This is a genomic window from Bacillus sp. NH11B, assembly GCF_001884205.1.
GTDB lineage: Bacteria > Bacillota > Bacilli > Bacillales > Bacillaceae_G > Bacillus_A > Bacillus_A proteolyticus.
Genome location: NZ_MAOG01000020.1, coordinates 1 through 15,602, shown reverse-complemented (window position 1 = coordinate 15,602; position 15,602 = coordinate 1). Strand labels below are relative to the sequence as shown.

The following is a 15,602-nucleotide window of genomic DNA, read 5'->3' as shown; positions in this document are numbered from 1 at the left end:
TGTGATTGTGATGTTTATTGCAAGGAGAGAAAACGGAGAGAAAATTCATCTGTTATATAACCGGGATGAAGAGTGTTTACGCGATATGCGTAAACGAGAAAAATTTTTTTGCACAGCTTGCGGAAAGGAAGTGCAAATGAAGTTAGGGACACAAAAGAGTTGGCATTTTGCTCATAAGAAAGTAGATTCTTGTCTTGCGTTTTACGAGGCAGAATCTGTGTACCATATGCACGGTAAAGAATTGTTATATAGATGGTTAAAACGTCAAGATTTCCATGTAGATATAGAGCGTTATCTGCCGGTAATCCAGCAACGACCAGATATTTACGTAGAGAGAGCGGATAGAAAAATTGCGATTGAATATCAATGTGCAAATCTCTCCATAGAGCAGCTTTATAAGCGAACATATTCGTATTGGCAAGCTAGTATACAAGTCATCTGGATAATCGGTGGAAATCAGTTAAAAAAGCAATCAGCCCATTGGATGACATTTTCCTCTTTTATGGCATTCGCCTTACAACCTTATCCTCAGCCATTTCTTATTTTCTTTTGCCCGAAACAAAAATCGTTTATGAAATGTGCGTTTATCACTCCGTTTTCTACAACTATCTCTTTTTCACATACTATTTATTTACCAACCGATACGACTACTGTTGAAATGCTCTTTTCTCCCGTTTCTTTCCGGAAAGAGGTATTAGGACAAGAATGGAAGAGAAAAAAGAACTATTTTCGGCAAAACGCTTTACCTATCTGGAATTATAATCATAAGTCACTACTACGCCTCTTATATCAATATAAATGTACCCCAGCGAGTTTTCCTTCTGAAATCGGTGTTCCGCTTCCATCCTCATTTGCTTTTCAAACAAATCCATTTATATGGCAAGCTTTTCTTTATATGAAGTGTATAAGTAAGCTTAAGGTAGGGGAGTATATTTCCCTTCAGTACGCATGTAATTATGTAGCGAAATATACAAAGAGGCGTCTACTTCCGTATTTTGCACAACATATATGGAAGATAGCAGTTGCAGAGTATATGACATTTTTATGTTATATAGGTGTGTTAAATAAAGTAGGCACTAATAAGTATCGAAAAATAAGAGATGTTGTTTTGTTAAAAACAGAGGAGGAAATTATGAAATATGATGACATTTGCTTAGCGCATGCACTATCTCTATTTGAGACAAAGTACAACATGAGAGAGGGAAAAGGGGATATAATAAAGACTGATCGTGAAGGAATTACATAAGAAAAATCGAATTGTACTTAAGTAGAGATATTTAAAGGAGGGCTTAAAGAATGGCTGAACAAAACACAGTAAAATCATTACCAGATCGCAATGAGATTGAAGAAGCAAACACATGGCGATTAGAAGATATTTTTCAAACAGATGCAGAATGGGAAAAAGAATTCCAAGCTATTAAAGAGCTATTGCCAAAGTTAACTGAATTTAAAGGGAAGCTTGGTGACTCTGCAGACAATTTGCTTGAGGCATTGCAATATGAAGATGAAATTTCAATGAGATTAGGTAAGCTATATACATATGCACATATGCGTTACGATCAAGATACAACAAACTCTGTGTATCAAGCATTAAATGATCGCGCAACAAATTTATACTCACAAGTATCTAGTAGCACAGCTTATATCGTGCCTGAAATTTTATCTATTTCAGAAGATACATTGCAAACATTCTTACAACAAAATCGAGAACTAAGTGTATATGAGCATGCATTAGAAGAAATTACACGTCAACGCCCGCATGTATTATCGGAAGCTGAAGAAGCGTTATTAGCAGAAGCATCTGAAGTGATGAGTGCATCAAGTAATACATTTGGTATGTTGAATAATGCGGATTTAAAATTCCCATCTATTAAAGGTGAGGATGGAGAAGAAGTAGAAATAACACATGGTCGTTATATTCAATTTTTAGAAAGTGATGATCGTCGTGTGCGCGAAGATGCATTCAAAGCTGTATATGAAACGTACGGAAAATATAAGAACACATTTGCAAGTACGTTAAGTGGGGCTGTGAAACGTAATAATTTCAATGCACGCGTTCGTAAATACGATTCTGCACGTCAAGCTGCATTAAGTAATAATAATATTCCTGAAGCGGTGTATGATCAACTTGTTGAATCGGTAAATGATAATTTACACTTACTACATCGCTACATCGATATTCGTAAGCGTGCCCTAGGTCTTGATGAGCTTCATATGTATGATTTATATACACCACTTGTACCAGAAGTGAAAATGAATGTGAAGTATGAAGAAGCACAAGAAATGTTATTGAAATCTTTAAATGTACTTGGTGATGAATATGTTGAAATTTTAAAAGAAGCATATGAGAATCGCTGGGTAGATGTATATGAGAATAAGGGAAAAAGAAGCGGAGCATATTCATCTGGTGCATACGGAACAAATCCGTATATTTTAATGAACTGGCATGATAATGTAAATAATTTATTTACACTTGCTCATGAGTTTGGTCATTCAGTGCATAGTTACTATACAAGGAAGACACAACCGCACGTATATGGTGATTATTCAATCTTCGTTGCAGAAGTAGCATCAACTTGTAATGAAGCACTTCTAAATGACTATTTATTAAAAACGACAGAAGATAAGAAAGAGCGTCTATATTTATTAAATCACTATTTAGAAGGATTCCGTGGTACTGTATTCCGTCAAACGATGTTCGCAGAGTTTGAGCATATTATTCATAAGAAAGTACAAGAAGGACATGCTGTTACGCCAGACATGTTAACGGAAATTTACTATGATTTAAATAAGAAATATTTCGGTGACGCGTTAGTGATCGATAAAGAAATCGGTTTAGAATGGTCTCGTATTCCGCACTTCTATTACAACTATTACGTATATCAATACGCAACAGGATTTAGTGCAGCGACAGCTTTGTCAAAACAAATTTTAGAAGAGGGACAACCAGCGGTAGAACGTTACATTAATGAATTCTTAAAAGCTGGAAGCTCTGATTATCCAATTGAAGTGTTGAAAAAAGCAGGGGTAGATATGGCATCACCAGAACCTGTAAAAGAAGCATTACAAGTATTTGAAGAGAAATTAAATGAATTAGAAGCGCTATTGTTTGAAGAGAAGTAATGAGAAAAGACGAGGAATTTTATCCTCGTCTTTTTTGTTTGGAACATTTGCTCAAAAGTACATAGTGTCGATATTTGTCGAATTATTAAGTTGATTTTCTTTACTTTTTCTATATTAGCAGGAATTTTCACGACTTATTTTTGTAGTTAAAATCCTTTAAATCGTTTTCTATAGTTGAAATAAGAGACAGCGATGACGATAACTCCGAATAAAAGAGGGAAGGCAATAATTTTAGGAAAAGCTTGTAATAGAGAGAGGATATACAAGAAAAAAGAAACAATAACACATAGAAAGATAAGAAAAATATGAGACTTTTTCATAAGGAAACCTCCTAAATTGCTTTTTTTATAGCTTATTCAAGAATGAAAACGTTTAGAATGTGACAAAAGTGTGAAATTCGACAAAAGGGGTTGTCATCTGACGTCGAATCTTGTAATATAATAAGCGTGAACGAATTCACATACAAACATATACCCCTTTGTTTGAACGTGAAAATTTCTCCCATCCCCTTTAATATTTTTATAAGCCGTAAAGAAAAAGACCTGGTGTTTACACCAGGTCTTTTTCTTTTGCTATCCATTTCCAATAACGCTCGCACTTCACTTCAATCATTTGTACTTTTCGTTTTAGTTGTAATTTTTTTAGTTCGCGCTCTATTTCTTGCTGCGGGCAGTCATATATAAATGAGATTTCCTTTGAAGAAATAAATTGTGTTACTTCTAGTAATACCTCTAAAGGAGGTAATGGCTCTGGCTCAATCTCGCATTTTACAAGTTCTTTTAATAACTGTACGTATACATCATAGGAATAAATTCCTGCGATTTTAATACCTTCCTCATCTGAATTTGCATGGAAAAATAGGAGGGAAGGTATTTCTGTAATATGCATCTCATTTGTGAATTTTAGGTCGCATTGGAAAGCTTTTTTTGCGCTAACTGAGTGTAGGTCTTTTTTAAATTCCTCTACATCAATGTCGCTATCTTTTGCACATGTAAGCAATAGTTCACCATCTGGGTTTGATACATTTTTAAGAAGAATGTATTCTTGGAGTTTTCGCAAAAATTTCGAACCTGCTTTTCGGCCTTGCAACTCCGCCGCTTTAATTGCCATCGAAACTAGATACGGCGTTGACGATGCCTCTTGCATATGTACTTTTCCATCACATGAAAAACCTTGTAAACTTGTTGTCTTTTCCCACACAAATCGAATATTAGCAGGTTTATTCCATTTGTGTGAGGAAGCGTTTGCCCCGTCCACTTTTCCAGTTACTATATGACGAATAGAGAAATATTTCCCATATTCGAGCCATAGTTTAATAATAAATGGCTCGATATCCCAGCAATCTTTACAAAGTGGATCAATAAATAAATATGCTTCTACAGACTTATGCTCGCATGTGAAAGGAGAAGGCATATTCATATGCTTTGCTTCCTGCTTATCCATTACACTTCACCTGTTTCATTTGGAGTATTGACCATATGTTGAGCAGTTAATGCTAAACGTTCAAAAACAAACTCTCTTATATGACCGTGCACTCCTGTATCATCCATCGCTTGTTCCATACATGATAGCCAAGCTTCTGCGCGTTTTGGAGTAATCTCAAACGGAAGATGGCGTGCTCTTAGCATGGGATGCCCATGTTCTTCAGTGTATAAATTAGGACCACCTAAATATTGTGTTAAAAATTGTTTCTGCTTCCTAGCGGTTTCTGTTAAATCATCCGGGAAGATCGGAGATAAGTCAGGGTGTTCACTGACATAGGAATAAAATGTATCCACTAATGTTGCAATGCATTGTTCACCGCCAATTGCTTCAAATGGTGTCATCGGTTGCTTGCTCATCCTTTATAAACTCCTTTTTCCATGAAATGTATATCTATTGTAGCAATGGAATGTTATGAAGAGCAACTAAACAGCCTTCATAACATTCGTTGCTTATTTTATGTGTTGCTAATAAATCTTTACTTTCCAAAAAGGCGAAACATAACCACCAGTAAATCACTTCTTCACTGATGGAAATTTTACTTTAGCGCTCTTTGTTTTGTTTAGCAAGGAAAAAGCGTTTTACTTTGTTATTTGTATGACGAACTGGTACGTTATGTTGCTTCAATAACCTCATAAATGCTGCTTTACCAGTCTGTTCATCTTGCACTTCGTATTCAATTTCATAATCATCGTGATTGTAATAGAAACTATGATCAAAGACAAGTGTTCCGCCTTCAAATAATGTTTCAGCTCTTTCTGTTGTTAAACTTCCCATATAAGTTAAAGAGGAAACTGGAATTTGTAGTTTCTGAAGTTGATCCATTACAGTGCCTTGAATGATTACGTTTGTTTCCATCATAAGTTTTGCTTCTTTTTCAGTTATAGATTGATGAGTTTCTAATAAACCAATTTCAGCAGGTTGTTTTAATGTGAATGTATAAGTTCCATCTTTATGACGAATACGAAGTGCAGAGCCCGCATCTTTTAAAGAGAAGTGAGGCGTTTCAAAGTAGTGATTCACTTGTTTTGTAAATGCTTCAATAGAAAAAGATTTGCATAATGTTTGGAATTCTTCCTCTGTAACCATATTTTTAAATTCAATTTCAATTTCTTGTGTCATTGTATGCGCTCCTTTTGAAAAATAATTCTTTCCACATTATCGCTTTTTCGCAAATTTGGTTCAATGTTTTATTTGTTTGCGTCCATGTTATGATACAATAATACTGTTAAGTAAGACAGGAAGTTGAGATGGAGGAGTTTGAGCATGCAAAATAAAATTCAAGTTAAGAGCGTAGAAAAGAGAGAGAATGCGCTTATTTTTTGTGCGGAAAATACTGAAATAGAGGTAAAGGAGCTAAGTGCGCGTAATCACGTACTTGTAGACTCAGACAATTTATCATTTTTATATATCTTAGAAAACGAATCATCTTTCATTTATGTAAGTATGCCGCATACATGCTGGGAAGCAATGCATGAAGCGATGAATAAAGATACAGCGATGTTTATTCACGTGAATGATGTTGAAATAGAATTAGAAGGATTAAAAGAAGAAGTAGAATATTTAGTTGAAAATATTGAAGGTAATGCAAATTACGGAGAAGAACTAGTAACTGCTGTAGAAAAAGTGTTTCTATAAGTAAATGGATTGATTTTGGTGGTGGTTGAAATGAATCGTAATTGGGAAGAATTTTTAGCACCTTATCACCAAGCGGTGGCGGAGCTGAAAGTGAAACTAAAAGGAATGCGTACTCAATTTGCAATGTTAACGGAGCATTCTCCAATTGAGTTTGTAACAGGAAGGGTAAAATCGGTTGCAAGTATTATTGATAAAGCGGAGAAGAGAAATGTACCGCTAGACCGGCTCAGAGAAGATATGCAGGACATCGCGGGCCTTCGAATGATGTGTCAATTTGTTGATGAGATTAAGCCTGTTGTAGAATATCTTCGAAAACGAAATGATTTTGAAATTGTGGAAGAACGTGATTATGTAACGCAAAAGAAAGATAGCGGCTATCGCTCTTACCACGTTGTCATTAGTTATCCTGTTCAAACGATACAGGGAGAAAAAAAAGTGTTAGTGGAAATTCAAATTCGCACGTTAGCGATGAATTTTTGGGCAACGATTGAGCATTCTTTAAATTACAAATATAGTGGACGTTTTCCTGAAGATATTAAAATACGCTTACAACGTGCAGCGGAAGCGGCATTTTTATTAGATGAAGAAATGTCTTCCATTCGTCTTGAAATTCAAGAAGCGCAAAAGATCTTTTCACGAAAGCAGGAAACGAAAGATTCTGAATCATAAACTAAAGGGTGTTGGGCGATGAAATTTACAATTATGTCAAAGGGCGATCAATCATCAGATACATTAGCAAGTACGATGAAAGAATACTTGTTAGATTTTGGTTTTACGATGGATGAAAAAGAACCTGATATTGTAATTTCTGTTGGGGGAGATGGAACGCTTTTATATGCGTTTCATCGTTACTATAATCGATTAGATGAAACCGCATTTGTTGGTGTACATACAGGGCATTTAGGTTTCTATGCAGATTGGTTACCGACGGAAGTAGAGAAGTTAGTGATTGCGATTGCTAAAACACCGTTCCAAGTAGTTGAATACCCACTTTTAGAGGTGATTATTCGCTATGTGAATGGTAGTAAAGAGTCGCAGTATTTGGCGATGAATGAAGCGACTGTAAAAAGTGCAGAAGGAACATTAGTAACAGAAGTGGAAATACGCGGAGAGTATTTTGAAACGTTCCGCGGAGATGGTCTTTGTATTTCTACTCCTTCAGGAAGTACTGCGTATAATAAGGCACTTGGCGGAGCGATTATTCACCCTTCTATTGAAGCGATTCAAATTGCAGAAATGGCATCAATTAACAATCGTGTATTTCGTACGGTAGGTTCACCGCTCGTACTGCCGAAACATCATACATGCGTTTTAAAGCCGGCTGCAGGAATGAACTTGCAAATTACGGTGGATCATTTGACGATGGTTCATCAAGATGTGAAATCAATTCAGTATCGCGTTGCAAACGAGAAAGTACGATTTGTTCGTTTCCGTCCGTTCCCGTTCTGGAAACGTGTCCGTGACTCGTTTGTTGCAGATAAATAGAGAGGGTTTATATATTTGAACAGATTTACATTGAAATGGGATATACAGCTTGCAGATGAGGGGACTTTAGTTAGAGAGTTTTTGAAAACGAAAGGGATTTCGAAAGCTGCTTTAACCGATATAAAGTTTCACGGCGGAGCTATTGAAGTAAACGGTCAACATGCGAGTGTTCGCCACAAGTTACAAGCCGGTGAAGGGTTACAAGTCTTCTTTCCATTCGAGGAAAGAAGTGAAGGGATGGAAGTAGAAGATATTCCTTTAAATATTGTATATGAAGATGACGCAGTGCTTGTTGTAAATAAAGAAGCATATATGTCGACAATTCCATCTAGAGAGCATCCATCAGGAAGTGTTGCAAATGCTCTGTTATATCATTATGATAAACAGAACCTTGCAAGTACAGTGCACATTGTAACGAGACTCGATCGTGATACTTCAGGACTTATGTTAATTGCAAAAAATAGATTCGTTCATCACCTTTTATCAAAGCAGCATCAACAAAAAGGAGTGAAACGAACGTATGAAGCGCTCGTTCATGGGATAATCCTAGAAGAGATAGGGACGATTGACGCACCGATCGGACGAAAAGCGGATAGTATTATCGAGCGAACTGTCTGTGAAGATGGTCAAAGAGCTGTTACTCATTTTAGAGTGATGGGAAGCTCTTCTAATAAGACGTATGTAGCACTTGAACTTGAAACAGGAAGAACGCATCAAATTCGTGTACATATGGCGCATATAGGACATCCGTTACTCGGGGATGATTTATACGGCGGTCGAAGAGATGTGATGAAGCGCCAAGCGCTTCATAGTACGTCTTTGACGTTTTATCACCCTATTTTAGAAAAGGAAATGACTTTTACAGTAGGTATCCCAGATGACATGCAATCCGCTTTACATAACAATTAAAGGGAACAAAATTCTTACTGAACGAAGAATTTTGTTCCCTTTTTTTTAGCGGAATAATATTAAAATTTGATTTTCACCAGTACGTTTAATAACGAAAAAGCCACTTTCAGCTTTTGTAGCAATGCCGTCATCATTTGGAAGACAGTATCCGTGTGTTTCACAAGTACCGTCATCACGTACTAACATTTGTCCAATTAATCCGACAGGAAGCCACTCAGTGCGGTCTCTTCTTGATATATATTTACAAGCTGGATCCCATTCTGTATTCAAAAGAGGTTGTGTGTCTTGCGTGTCCGTACGCGCATATTGACGTTTTCCAAAGCTATCTGTTTTATAGCGTTTTTGCCAACTTAAAGCGCCGCTATTTCCTATGAGAGCAGGAGTAGCACTAGATATTCCTAATATGAATAAATCATTTGAAGTAGCTTTTCGAATTTTTTCTTCGCTACTAAATGTAACGAAATGACCGACATCAATAGAACTATGATCTGCTGTCTCAAACATTTGTGCAAAATCCGTTCCACTTGCATTGTAAGAAGCACCATCGATATACATTTCTCCGTTGTGAGCAAGCCATTTTGCACCGATATTATGGTCGGTGTCATTTGTACCATTTGCAATAAACCAAGAATAAGATTCTTCTGCTATGCCGAAGCGCCCCATAATATGGCTGCCTGCAAAATGATCTGTTGATGTATGCATACCTTCCGCATGAGAAGAGAATCCGTTAGCGATAGTTGCGGTTCCTTCTGCATGTGCTGCTTCGCCTAAAGCAATTGTATGTTTTCCTTCCGCATGAGAATAAGAGCCGCCTGATGTCGTTTCACTTCCTTCACTATGCGAACTATGTCCAGTTGCTTTTGTTTTTGATCCTTCTGCATGAGAGAAAGAACCTTTTGCATGTGTAAGAAGCCCTTCTGCATGTGAAGCTGTACCTTCTGCATTAGAGTGAAGCCCCTCTGCATGTGCATACCGGTTCCCTTTTTTAACTTTTGTATTTTCGGGTGTAGGGGTCTGAATTATAATAGTTTTCTCCGTTTGTATATCATTTGATGGGGCTAATGCTTCTTTTATTTTTTTTACTTGATTTATAATAGTAGCTGGAATTTCTGGTTCCGCTTTTTTATTTATTGCTACAGGTATGTTTTCTTCCGTATTTTGCTCTGTTTGCTCAGATTGTACTATCTGTTCATTATTATTAGAGAGAGGTTTATGTTTTTGCTGCATCTTTGTTTTTCTATTATCGATTATGCGGCTCATTACAGCATTTTCTAAAGAGACATATTTTGTTCTTGTTTTACTTTTTTTTGATGATTCTTGTTCGTCCAGTTCTTCTAAAGCTGCAGCTCGAATGCTACACCAATTGTTAATTCCGTACATGGGCAGATAGAAAGGCGGGAATTTTCTTTTTTGTTTAGAAGATTTTTTCTTCATACTGTCACCTCCTGCGACAGTATATGCCGTGTACTTAAAAAAAGATGCACTTTATTGCATCTTTTTTTAAGTACATTACCTAGTTTTTATATGAGATATGTCTAAATAATACGGTAATCCCTCGCAATTCATGAATTGCACTAAGTAAGGGGAGTCATGAAATTGGGCGGAATTTCTCAGCAACAAAAGGCAGGGAGGAAGGGACGGAAACGGTCTCCATTTCAGGAAAACGTAGTCCGGTTAGCTTTCCACCAAATACAGCACCAGTATCGATATTGACTGTGTGATTTACAAATCGAGGTTCTTTTACTGGAGTATGTCCATATATAATCCAAGTTTTCTCGTTATATTCTTGCGCCCAGTCGCGACGGACAGGTGAGCCGTCAGGATGCTTTTCTCCTGTAATATCGCCATATAATACAAAGGTTTGTACTTTTTTATCTTGTCTTCCTATGTAATCTTGCCGAATCCCAGCGTGACATACGATTACTCTTTTTTCATCTAGTATGTGATATAAAGGGGATTGCTCATAAAGGGTGATGAACTTTTCTTTTATAATGTTTTGCTTATGAGAAGATAGTGCTTCATATTCAGCGACAGTTGTTTCGAGTCCGTGAGCGATTGTTACATTACGCCCAAGGAAAAATCGGTATAGTTTATTGCAGTGATTTCCAGGAGCGTAATAAGCTTCTTTTTTATTTATGACAAGTTCCCATACAATTTCAATCATACGTAATGAGTGAGGACCGCGATCTGTAATATCACCAACGAATGCAAGCTGACGTTGGTCAGGGTGAATCGGTAGGCCACTACTCCAGTTGTATCCAAGTTTCGTCGTTAAATTTTGAAACTCTTGGAAGCACCCATGAATATCCCCTATAATGTCATATTTCATATTTAAACCTCCATCATATTTTTCATTAGTATATCTAAAAAAGGATAGAGATAAAAATGTACTGCTTTTTGTGTGGCTTATTTAAACATAAAGATTTTTGTTCTTGAGCGAACATTTAAAATAAATCCAATCGCAATCATGTATGTAAGCAGCGAACTTCCTCCATAGCTCATAAGGGGTAATGTTATCCCTGTAATAGGAAGTAATCCGATTGTCATCCCGATATTTTGGAATACTTGAAAAGTAAACATTCCAATTGTACCAGCGCAAATATAACTACCGAAAGGATCATTACTTTCTAAAGCGATATGAATCATTCGGAAAATGAGTAAGAAAAAAAGTGAAATAATGACACTTGCACCTAAAAAACCAAATTGTTCAGCGACATTAGTGAAAATAAAATCTGTATGTGGTTCTGGAAAATATACTTGTCCATTTTCCCAACCCTTTCCTTGCATTTCCCCTGATCCAGCAGCTAAGAATGCTTGTCTTAGTTGATAGCCTTGCGTATCATATTTGTATGGTGCTAACCAGCCGTAGAAGCGATTTAATTGATATTCTTTTAAAATGTTGGCTTTAAAGAACTCTGTATGAGAAAAAAATATATATATTAATGTAGAACCTGCTGTGACAATGCCGGAGACTAATCCGAAAATAAAACGCCATCGTATACCTGAAACTAGTATCATTGCTGCGAGCATAGCTGAAATTACCATCGTATTCCCTAAATCCGGTTCCTTTGCAATAAGGAGTAGTGGTGGCAAACTTGTTGCGAATATCTTTCCGAGTAATAAAAAATCTCCCTGTATTGTTCTGAAAAAATATTTCTCATTGTGATTTGCTATAATTCGTCCAATGACGATAATTAAAAATAATTTCATAATTTCAGAAGGCTGGAAATTTCCGATGCCTGGAAGCCTGTACCAAGCGGTAGCGCCTTTAATTGTAAGGGCACCTGGTACTTGAAGTTCTAGCCCAATAAGTAATACCATTGCAAAGCTATATAAATACCAAGCAATTTTTTGATAACGATCGAAATCGATAATCATAATAACGCCAATAGCAATAAATCCAATGAAATACCATTGAATTTGCTTTAGTACAAAATTCACGTTTTGCAAAAATTGTGGTAAAGAGGCTTGCGCACTTGCAATAGCAAAGCAACTAACAGTCCCAATGGCAAATAAGATGAATAGCAATACGTAGTCTATTTGATATTGAGAATTTGATTTCAATGTATGTAGTCCTTTCTATCACCTAGTAAGTATATGGATGACGTCATGATAAAAATAATATGCAAGCAGACTGTTCATACATTTATTCCACTATTTGTGGGAAGTCATACATCACAAGGGATAGCTCCTCCCTTGTGATGTGCTATGCTATATTGAACGGAGTTCTTTTGTAATTATATTTAAACAATAGGAAAGACGTGCATGTGTATTTATATCTGGAATGAGGTTTGGAAATAGATTGTAAAATTTGACCGCATTTTTATACCATCCATAAGCCCTTACCAGACCCTTTCTATAATATTTGGTGTCTTGTAAGAAACCATACTTTTTCGAGGATACAACGAGCTGTGAAAAATCTTCACAGCCTTCAAGGAATTTGTGATGTACTTGCTGTCCAGTATGAAGGCGGAATGAACTTAAAGGTTCAGTGATATACATTGCATCACCTTTTGAAAGTAAACTTATCCAAGAGGCCATATCAACACTACAACCATATTTTCTACCATTTAAAGTGCCGAAAGGTTCTGTTAATAGGTGTTTTCGAAAGAGTACAATTGTAGGTTCACCGATAATATTTTGTCCCTTTATAAGCATACGGTTTCCAAAATCTGTCCCATTTAGTAGAGTATCTTCATCATATAATCTTTTCATGGAGGGGTGTTGTTCAATTATCTCTCCATTATCATTAATCCAAGTACGATAAGATGTAATAAGTGCGAGGTTTCGATCCAAGTCTTGTTGGAAATAGAACATCATTTTTTCGATTTTATTACTATAAAATATATCATCGTCCATTAAGAAATTGATGTACTCTCCATTGGACTGTTCTAAGAGCATAAGTGAGTTATTAAATTGTCCTAGAGTAGCGGAATTTCGAATGTACGTTATGTTTTTATAATTAGGTAAATAATGTCTCTTCATTAAAATTTCTGTTGCATCATTTGTACTATCATCTCCTACAATGATTTCAATATTCGAATAAGTTTGCGCTAATGCACTTTCTAGAGCAATTTTAAAATAATGTGGTCGATTAAAGGTGGGAATAAGGATGGAAACGAGAGGCAGATTTTTTTTGTTATTCATATACAACTACCTTTCAGAAATTTTTTGTGTAAGAATAATATCTTGATAACTTGTGTACTCAGTTCTGTTACACCATGAACCATAATGGGGGGGATTCATTAATTCTAGCCCATACTTATTTAATAGAACGCGAATATCGTCCTCAGGATAGGCAACTGCGAAATTAGGAATATCTTTATTCAGAACATAACAATTGTCAATTTGATGATAGAAGCCTAATGTACTTACTCCTGCATTTAAGTAATAGGATGATTCAGGATTAATTAAAAAGAAAGTAATAAAACATCTCCCGTCTTTTTTCAGAACTCGTGTAATCTCAGATACATAGTGTTCTAATTCTTTCGGCAGGAGGTGTGTGAATACGGACGTTAAAAAAATAAAATCGAATGACTCGTCTTCATATGGAAACTTGTATTGGGAAGCATCTTCTTTTCCTTCTGGATTGTAGAACTGATTATGTATATCGACATGTTCAAAATGGAAATTGCTACGGAGCGTTGAAATGTTATTTCTGCACCATGTAATTCCCTCATTAAATAAGTCAAATCCATAATAAGTGCCATCATCACTTAAATAATTCATTAATGGAACCGCCATTCGGCCAATACCAGAGCCTATATCTAACACTGTTTCATTTGATTTTAAATTGCCAATTTCAATAAAATACTGCATAAATTCTTTTCCAACCGCTTCAAAGTCACCCCCTACATATTGAACGAGTTCTGGAGGTGGGATCAATGTGATTTTCTTCTCATTTTCGTTCATACATTCACTCCTTCCTTGTATTAAAGTAGGTAATTTCTATTTTGTATATAAATTAATATTCCATAGTGAGGGGAGCTTTACACTATTGGTTCTTATGGATCATTAGTACAATAGAACCCCTCAACTCAATAAAATTTATTCTATTCTTTTCGCCAATAAATACCGAAATCATCAATTTTAGTAATAGGTGCTTTTAAGTTTCTTTCATTTCTGAAATCTGTCACAGCCTCTGCACATGTTACTAACCCGTAATCATCAATGATAATATAGCCACCTGTTGAAACTTTGTCATATAAGTTTACAAGACTATCCATCGTTGATTCATACATATCACCATCAAGGCGAGCAATTGCAATTTTTTCTACTGGTGCTGAAGGTAATGTATCCTTAAACCACCCCTTTAAAAATTTCACCTGATCATTTAATAAATCATATTTTCTAAAGTTCTCTTGCACTTGTTCTAAAGAAACACGTAAGTAATCGAATGTGTGTAAATAATCACCGTAATCTTTCGGATACTGTTCTAAATTGGGTGCTGGTAGACCTGCAAATGAATCAGCAACCCACACAGTACGATTTTTGATGTTGTTTGCTTGTAAAAAACCATTCATAAAGATGCATGATCCCCCGCGCCATACACCAGTTTCAATAAAGTCACCTTCTATATTTTCACGGACAACAGTTTCCATAGCCTCATGTAATTGATTCATACGTTTTCGCCCGATCATACTGTGTGCTGCTCTTGGCCAATCGTTGCCACCTTGACGCTCACTTTTCGAAACGTTAGGGTCAACGATTTTTAAATTATGATTTTCTGCGTACTGCTTAATAAATAAAGGGAGTGGAACTGTAACTGGTTCATATAATAATTCTTTAGATATATGTAACGTAGCAGGTAAATATGGTTCATACTCTAACCATATTTCAAACAAAATTGTTTTCTTTAATAACTCAAGATAAAGCTGAATAGCAGATCTATTTTCCATATTTGTGCCTCCTGAGGAAATGTCATACAACAATATGATTATGTAGATAACGAAGGTTTCATGATTGAAATTGAAAAGCAGTAAAACTGATATCAGTTTTACTGCTAAGTAAAAATTAAGCGATTTTTTCAATAATAATGGATGCACTCGTACCAAGAGCTAACGATAATCCAAGCCCTGTAACAATCGCTTCAACCATTGATGGAGTTACTGTAATTTGTGTAATTGCTTGGATAACGATAGGTGCTCCAAGTGAGATTAAACTTGTTCCAGTGCCAGGGATATCAACACCATTCACTTGAATTGCAAGACCACCTAATACACTTGCTAATGCAGTATATGCGATAACAGTAATTTTATAAAATCCAGTTTCAGTTATGAGGAAAGTATCAGCATCTAATTGAGAAATTGCTGTACCAAACTGAGATCCAACAGTGTTAAATGGTACTGGGTCATTAAATCCAAGAGATATGCTAATTGCAGCAGAGTTAAATGCGTACAATCCTGCCGGAAGTCCTAATCCAGATGGTCCAGTCGGTCCGGTTGGTCCAGTGGCACCAGTCGGCC

At 36.1% G+C, this 15,602-nt stretch carries 16 protein-coding genes and 1 pseudogene; 6 read left to right on the top strand and 11 right to left on the bottom strand.

Going from position 1 to position 15,602, the window contains the following annotated elements; genetic code table 11:
- The first annotated feature begins 10 nt into the window (after nucleotides 1–10).
- Nucleotides 11–1,246, top strand: a complete 1,236-nt coding sequence (locus BAU27_RS05355; RefSeq protein ID WP_071770372.1) for a competence protein CoiA — start codon at nucleotides 11–13, stop codon at nucleotides 1,244–1,246.
- 50 nt (nucleotides 1,247–1,296) lie between these two features.
- Nucleotides 1,297–3,123, top strand: a complete 1,827-nt coding sequence (gene pepF / locus BAU27_RS05350) for an oligoendopeptidase F (RefSeq protein WP_071770305.1) — start codon at nucleotides 1,297–1,299, stop codon at nucleotides 3,121–3,123.
- Nucleotides 3,124–3,269: 146 nt separating this feature from the next.
- Here pepF and BAU27_RS32235 read toward each other — a convergent pair whose 3' ends face one another.
- The 4 genes from BAU27_RS32235 to BAU27_RS05335 all read right to left on the bottom strand — a co-directional run bounded on the left by BAU27_RS32235 (nucleotide 3,270) and on the right by BAU27_RS05335 (nucleotide 5,727).
- Nucleotides 3,270–3,443 (bottom strand): hypothetical protein, encoded by a 174-nt coding sequence (locus BAU27_RS32235; RefSeq protein WP_000748141.1) that lies wholly within the window; start codon nucleotides 3,441–3,443, stop codon nucleotides 3,270–3,272.
- Between the two features lie 229 nt (nucleotides 3,444–3,672).
- Entirely contained in the window at nucleotides 3,673–4,566 is an 894-nt protein-coding gene (locus BAU27_RS05345; RefSeq protein ID WP_071770304.1) for a ClpXP adapter SpxH family protein, read from the bottom strand.
- A complete protein-coding gene (locus BAU27_RS05340) occupies nucleotides 4,566–4,964 on the bottom strand; it encodes a globin domain-containing protein (RefSeq protein WP_000043388.1) in 399 nt (132 codons plus the stop codon). The genes BAU27_RS05345 and BAU27_RS05340 overlap by 1 nt, the downstream gene beginning before the upstream one ends.
- Nucleotides 4,965–5,148: 184 nt before the next feature.
- Nucleotides 5,149–5,727, bottom strand: coding sequence for a CYTH domain-containing protein (locus BAU27_RS05335; RefSeq protein ID WP_071744649.1), 579 nt, complete (start codon nucleotides 5,725–5,727; stop codon nucleotides 5,149–5,151).
- Nucleotides 5,728–5,871: 144 nt separating this feature from the next.
- Between BAU27_RS05335 and BAU27_RS05330 the strand changes: the two genes are divergently transcribed.
- The 4 genes from BAU27_RS05330 to BAU27_RS05315 are packed head-to-tail and all read left to right on the top strand — an operon-like array spanning nucleotide 5,872 to nucleotide 8,637.
- The gene (locus BAU27_RS05330) at nucleotides 5,872–6,243 is read left to right on the top strand and encodes a UPF0738 family protein (RefSeq protein ID WP_071744650.1); all 372 of its coding nucleotides are present in this window, start codon (nucleotides 5,872–5,874) and stop codon (nucleotides 6,241–6,243) included.
- Between the two features lie 30 nt (nucleotides 6,244–6,273).
- Entirely contained in the window at nucleotides 6,274–6,912 is a 639-nt protein-coding gene (yjbM, locus tag BAU27_RS05325) for a GTP diphosphokinase (RefSeq protein ID WP_002170849.1), read from the top strand.
- Between the two features lie 18 nt (nucleotides 6,913–6,930).
- A complete protein-coding gene (locus BAU27_RS05320) occupies nucleotides 6,931–7,728 on the top strand; it encodes an NAD kinase (protein WP_000673196.1) in 798 nt (265 codons plus the stop codon).
- Nucleotides 7,729–7,743: 15 nt separating this feature from the next.
- On the top strand, nucleotides 7,744–8,637 hold the full coding sequence (locus BAU27_RS05315; protein ID WP_071744651.1) for an RluA family pseudouridine synthase: 894 nt from the start codon (nucleotides 7,744–7,746) through the stop codon (nucleotides 8,635–8,637).
- 45 nt (nucleotides 8,638–8,682) lie between these two features.
- Here BAU27_RS05315 and BAU27_RS05310 read toward each other — a convergent pair whose 3' ends face one another.
- The 7 genes and pseudogenes from BAU27_RS05310 to bclA form a co-directional block, all read right to left on the bottom strand.
- Nucleotides 8,683–10,071: a peptidase G2 autoproteolytic cleavage domain-containing protein gene (locus BAU27_RS05310; protein WP_071770303.1), complete on the bottom strand. Its 1,389-nt coding sequence runs from the start codon at nucleotides 10,069–10,071 to the stop codon at nucleotides 8,683–8,685.
- Between the two features lie 154 nt (nucleotides 10,072–10,225).
- Nucleotides 10,226–10,966, bottom strand: a complete 741-nt coding sequence (prpE, locus tag BAU27_RS05305; protein ID WP_071770302.1) for a bis(5'-nucleosyl)-tetraphosphatase PrpE — start codon at nucleotides 10,964–10,966, stop codon at nucleotides 10,226–10,228.
- Nucleotides 10,967–11,043: 77 nt separating this feature from the next.
- A complete protein-coding gene (locus BAU27_RS05300; protein WP_071770301.1) occupies nucleotides 11,044–12,201 on the bottom strand; it encodes an FtsW/RodA/SpoVE family cell cycle protein in 1,158 nt (385 codons plus the stop codon).
- Between the two features lie 147 nt (nucleotides 12,202–12,348).
- Nucleotides 12,349–13,284 carry a glycosyltransferase family 2 protein gene (locus tag BAU27_RS05295; protein ID WP_071770300.1) on the bottom strand — a complete coding sequence of 312 codons (936 nt, stop codon included), beginning with the start codon at nucleotides 13,282–13,284 and terminating at the stop codon, nucleotides 12,349–12,351.
- 6 nt (nucleotides 13,285–13,290) lie between these two features.
- Complete coding sequence (locus tag BAU27_RS05290; RefSeq protein WP_071744656.1) at nucleotides 13,291–14,049, bottom strand: class I SAM-dependent methyltransferase; 759 nt, start codon at nucleotides 14,047–14,049, stop codon at nucleotides 13,291–13,293.
- Nucleotides 14,050–14,189: 140 nt separating this feature from the next.
- Nucleotides 14,190–15,035, bottom strand: a complete 846-nt coding sequence (locus BAU27_RS05285; protein WP_071770299.1) for a TylF/MycF family methyltransferase — start codon at nucleotides 15,033–15,035, stop codon at nucleotides 14,190–14,192.
- Nucleotides 15,036–15,150: 115 nt separating this feature from the next.
- Nucleotides 15,151–15,602, bottom strand: a pseudogene (bclA, locus tag BAU27_RS05280) (collagen-like exosporium glycoprotein BclA); the annotation flags it as partial.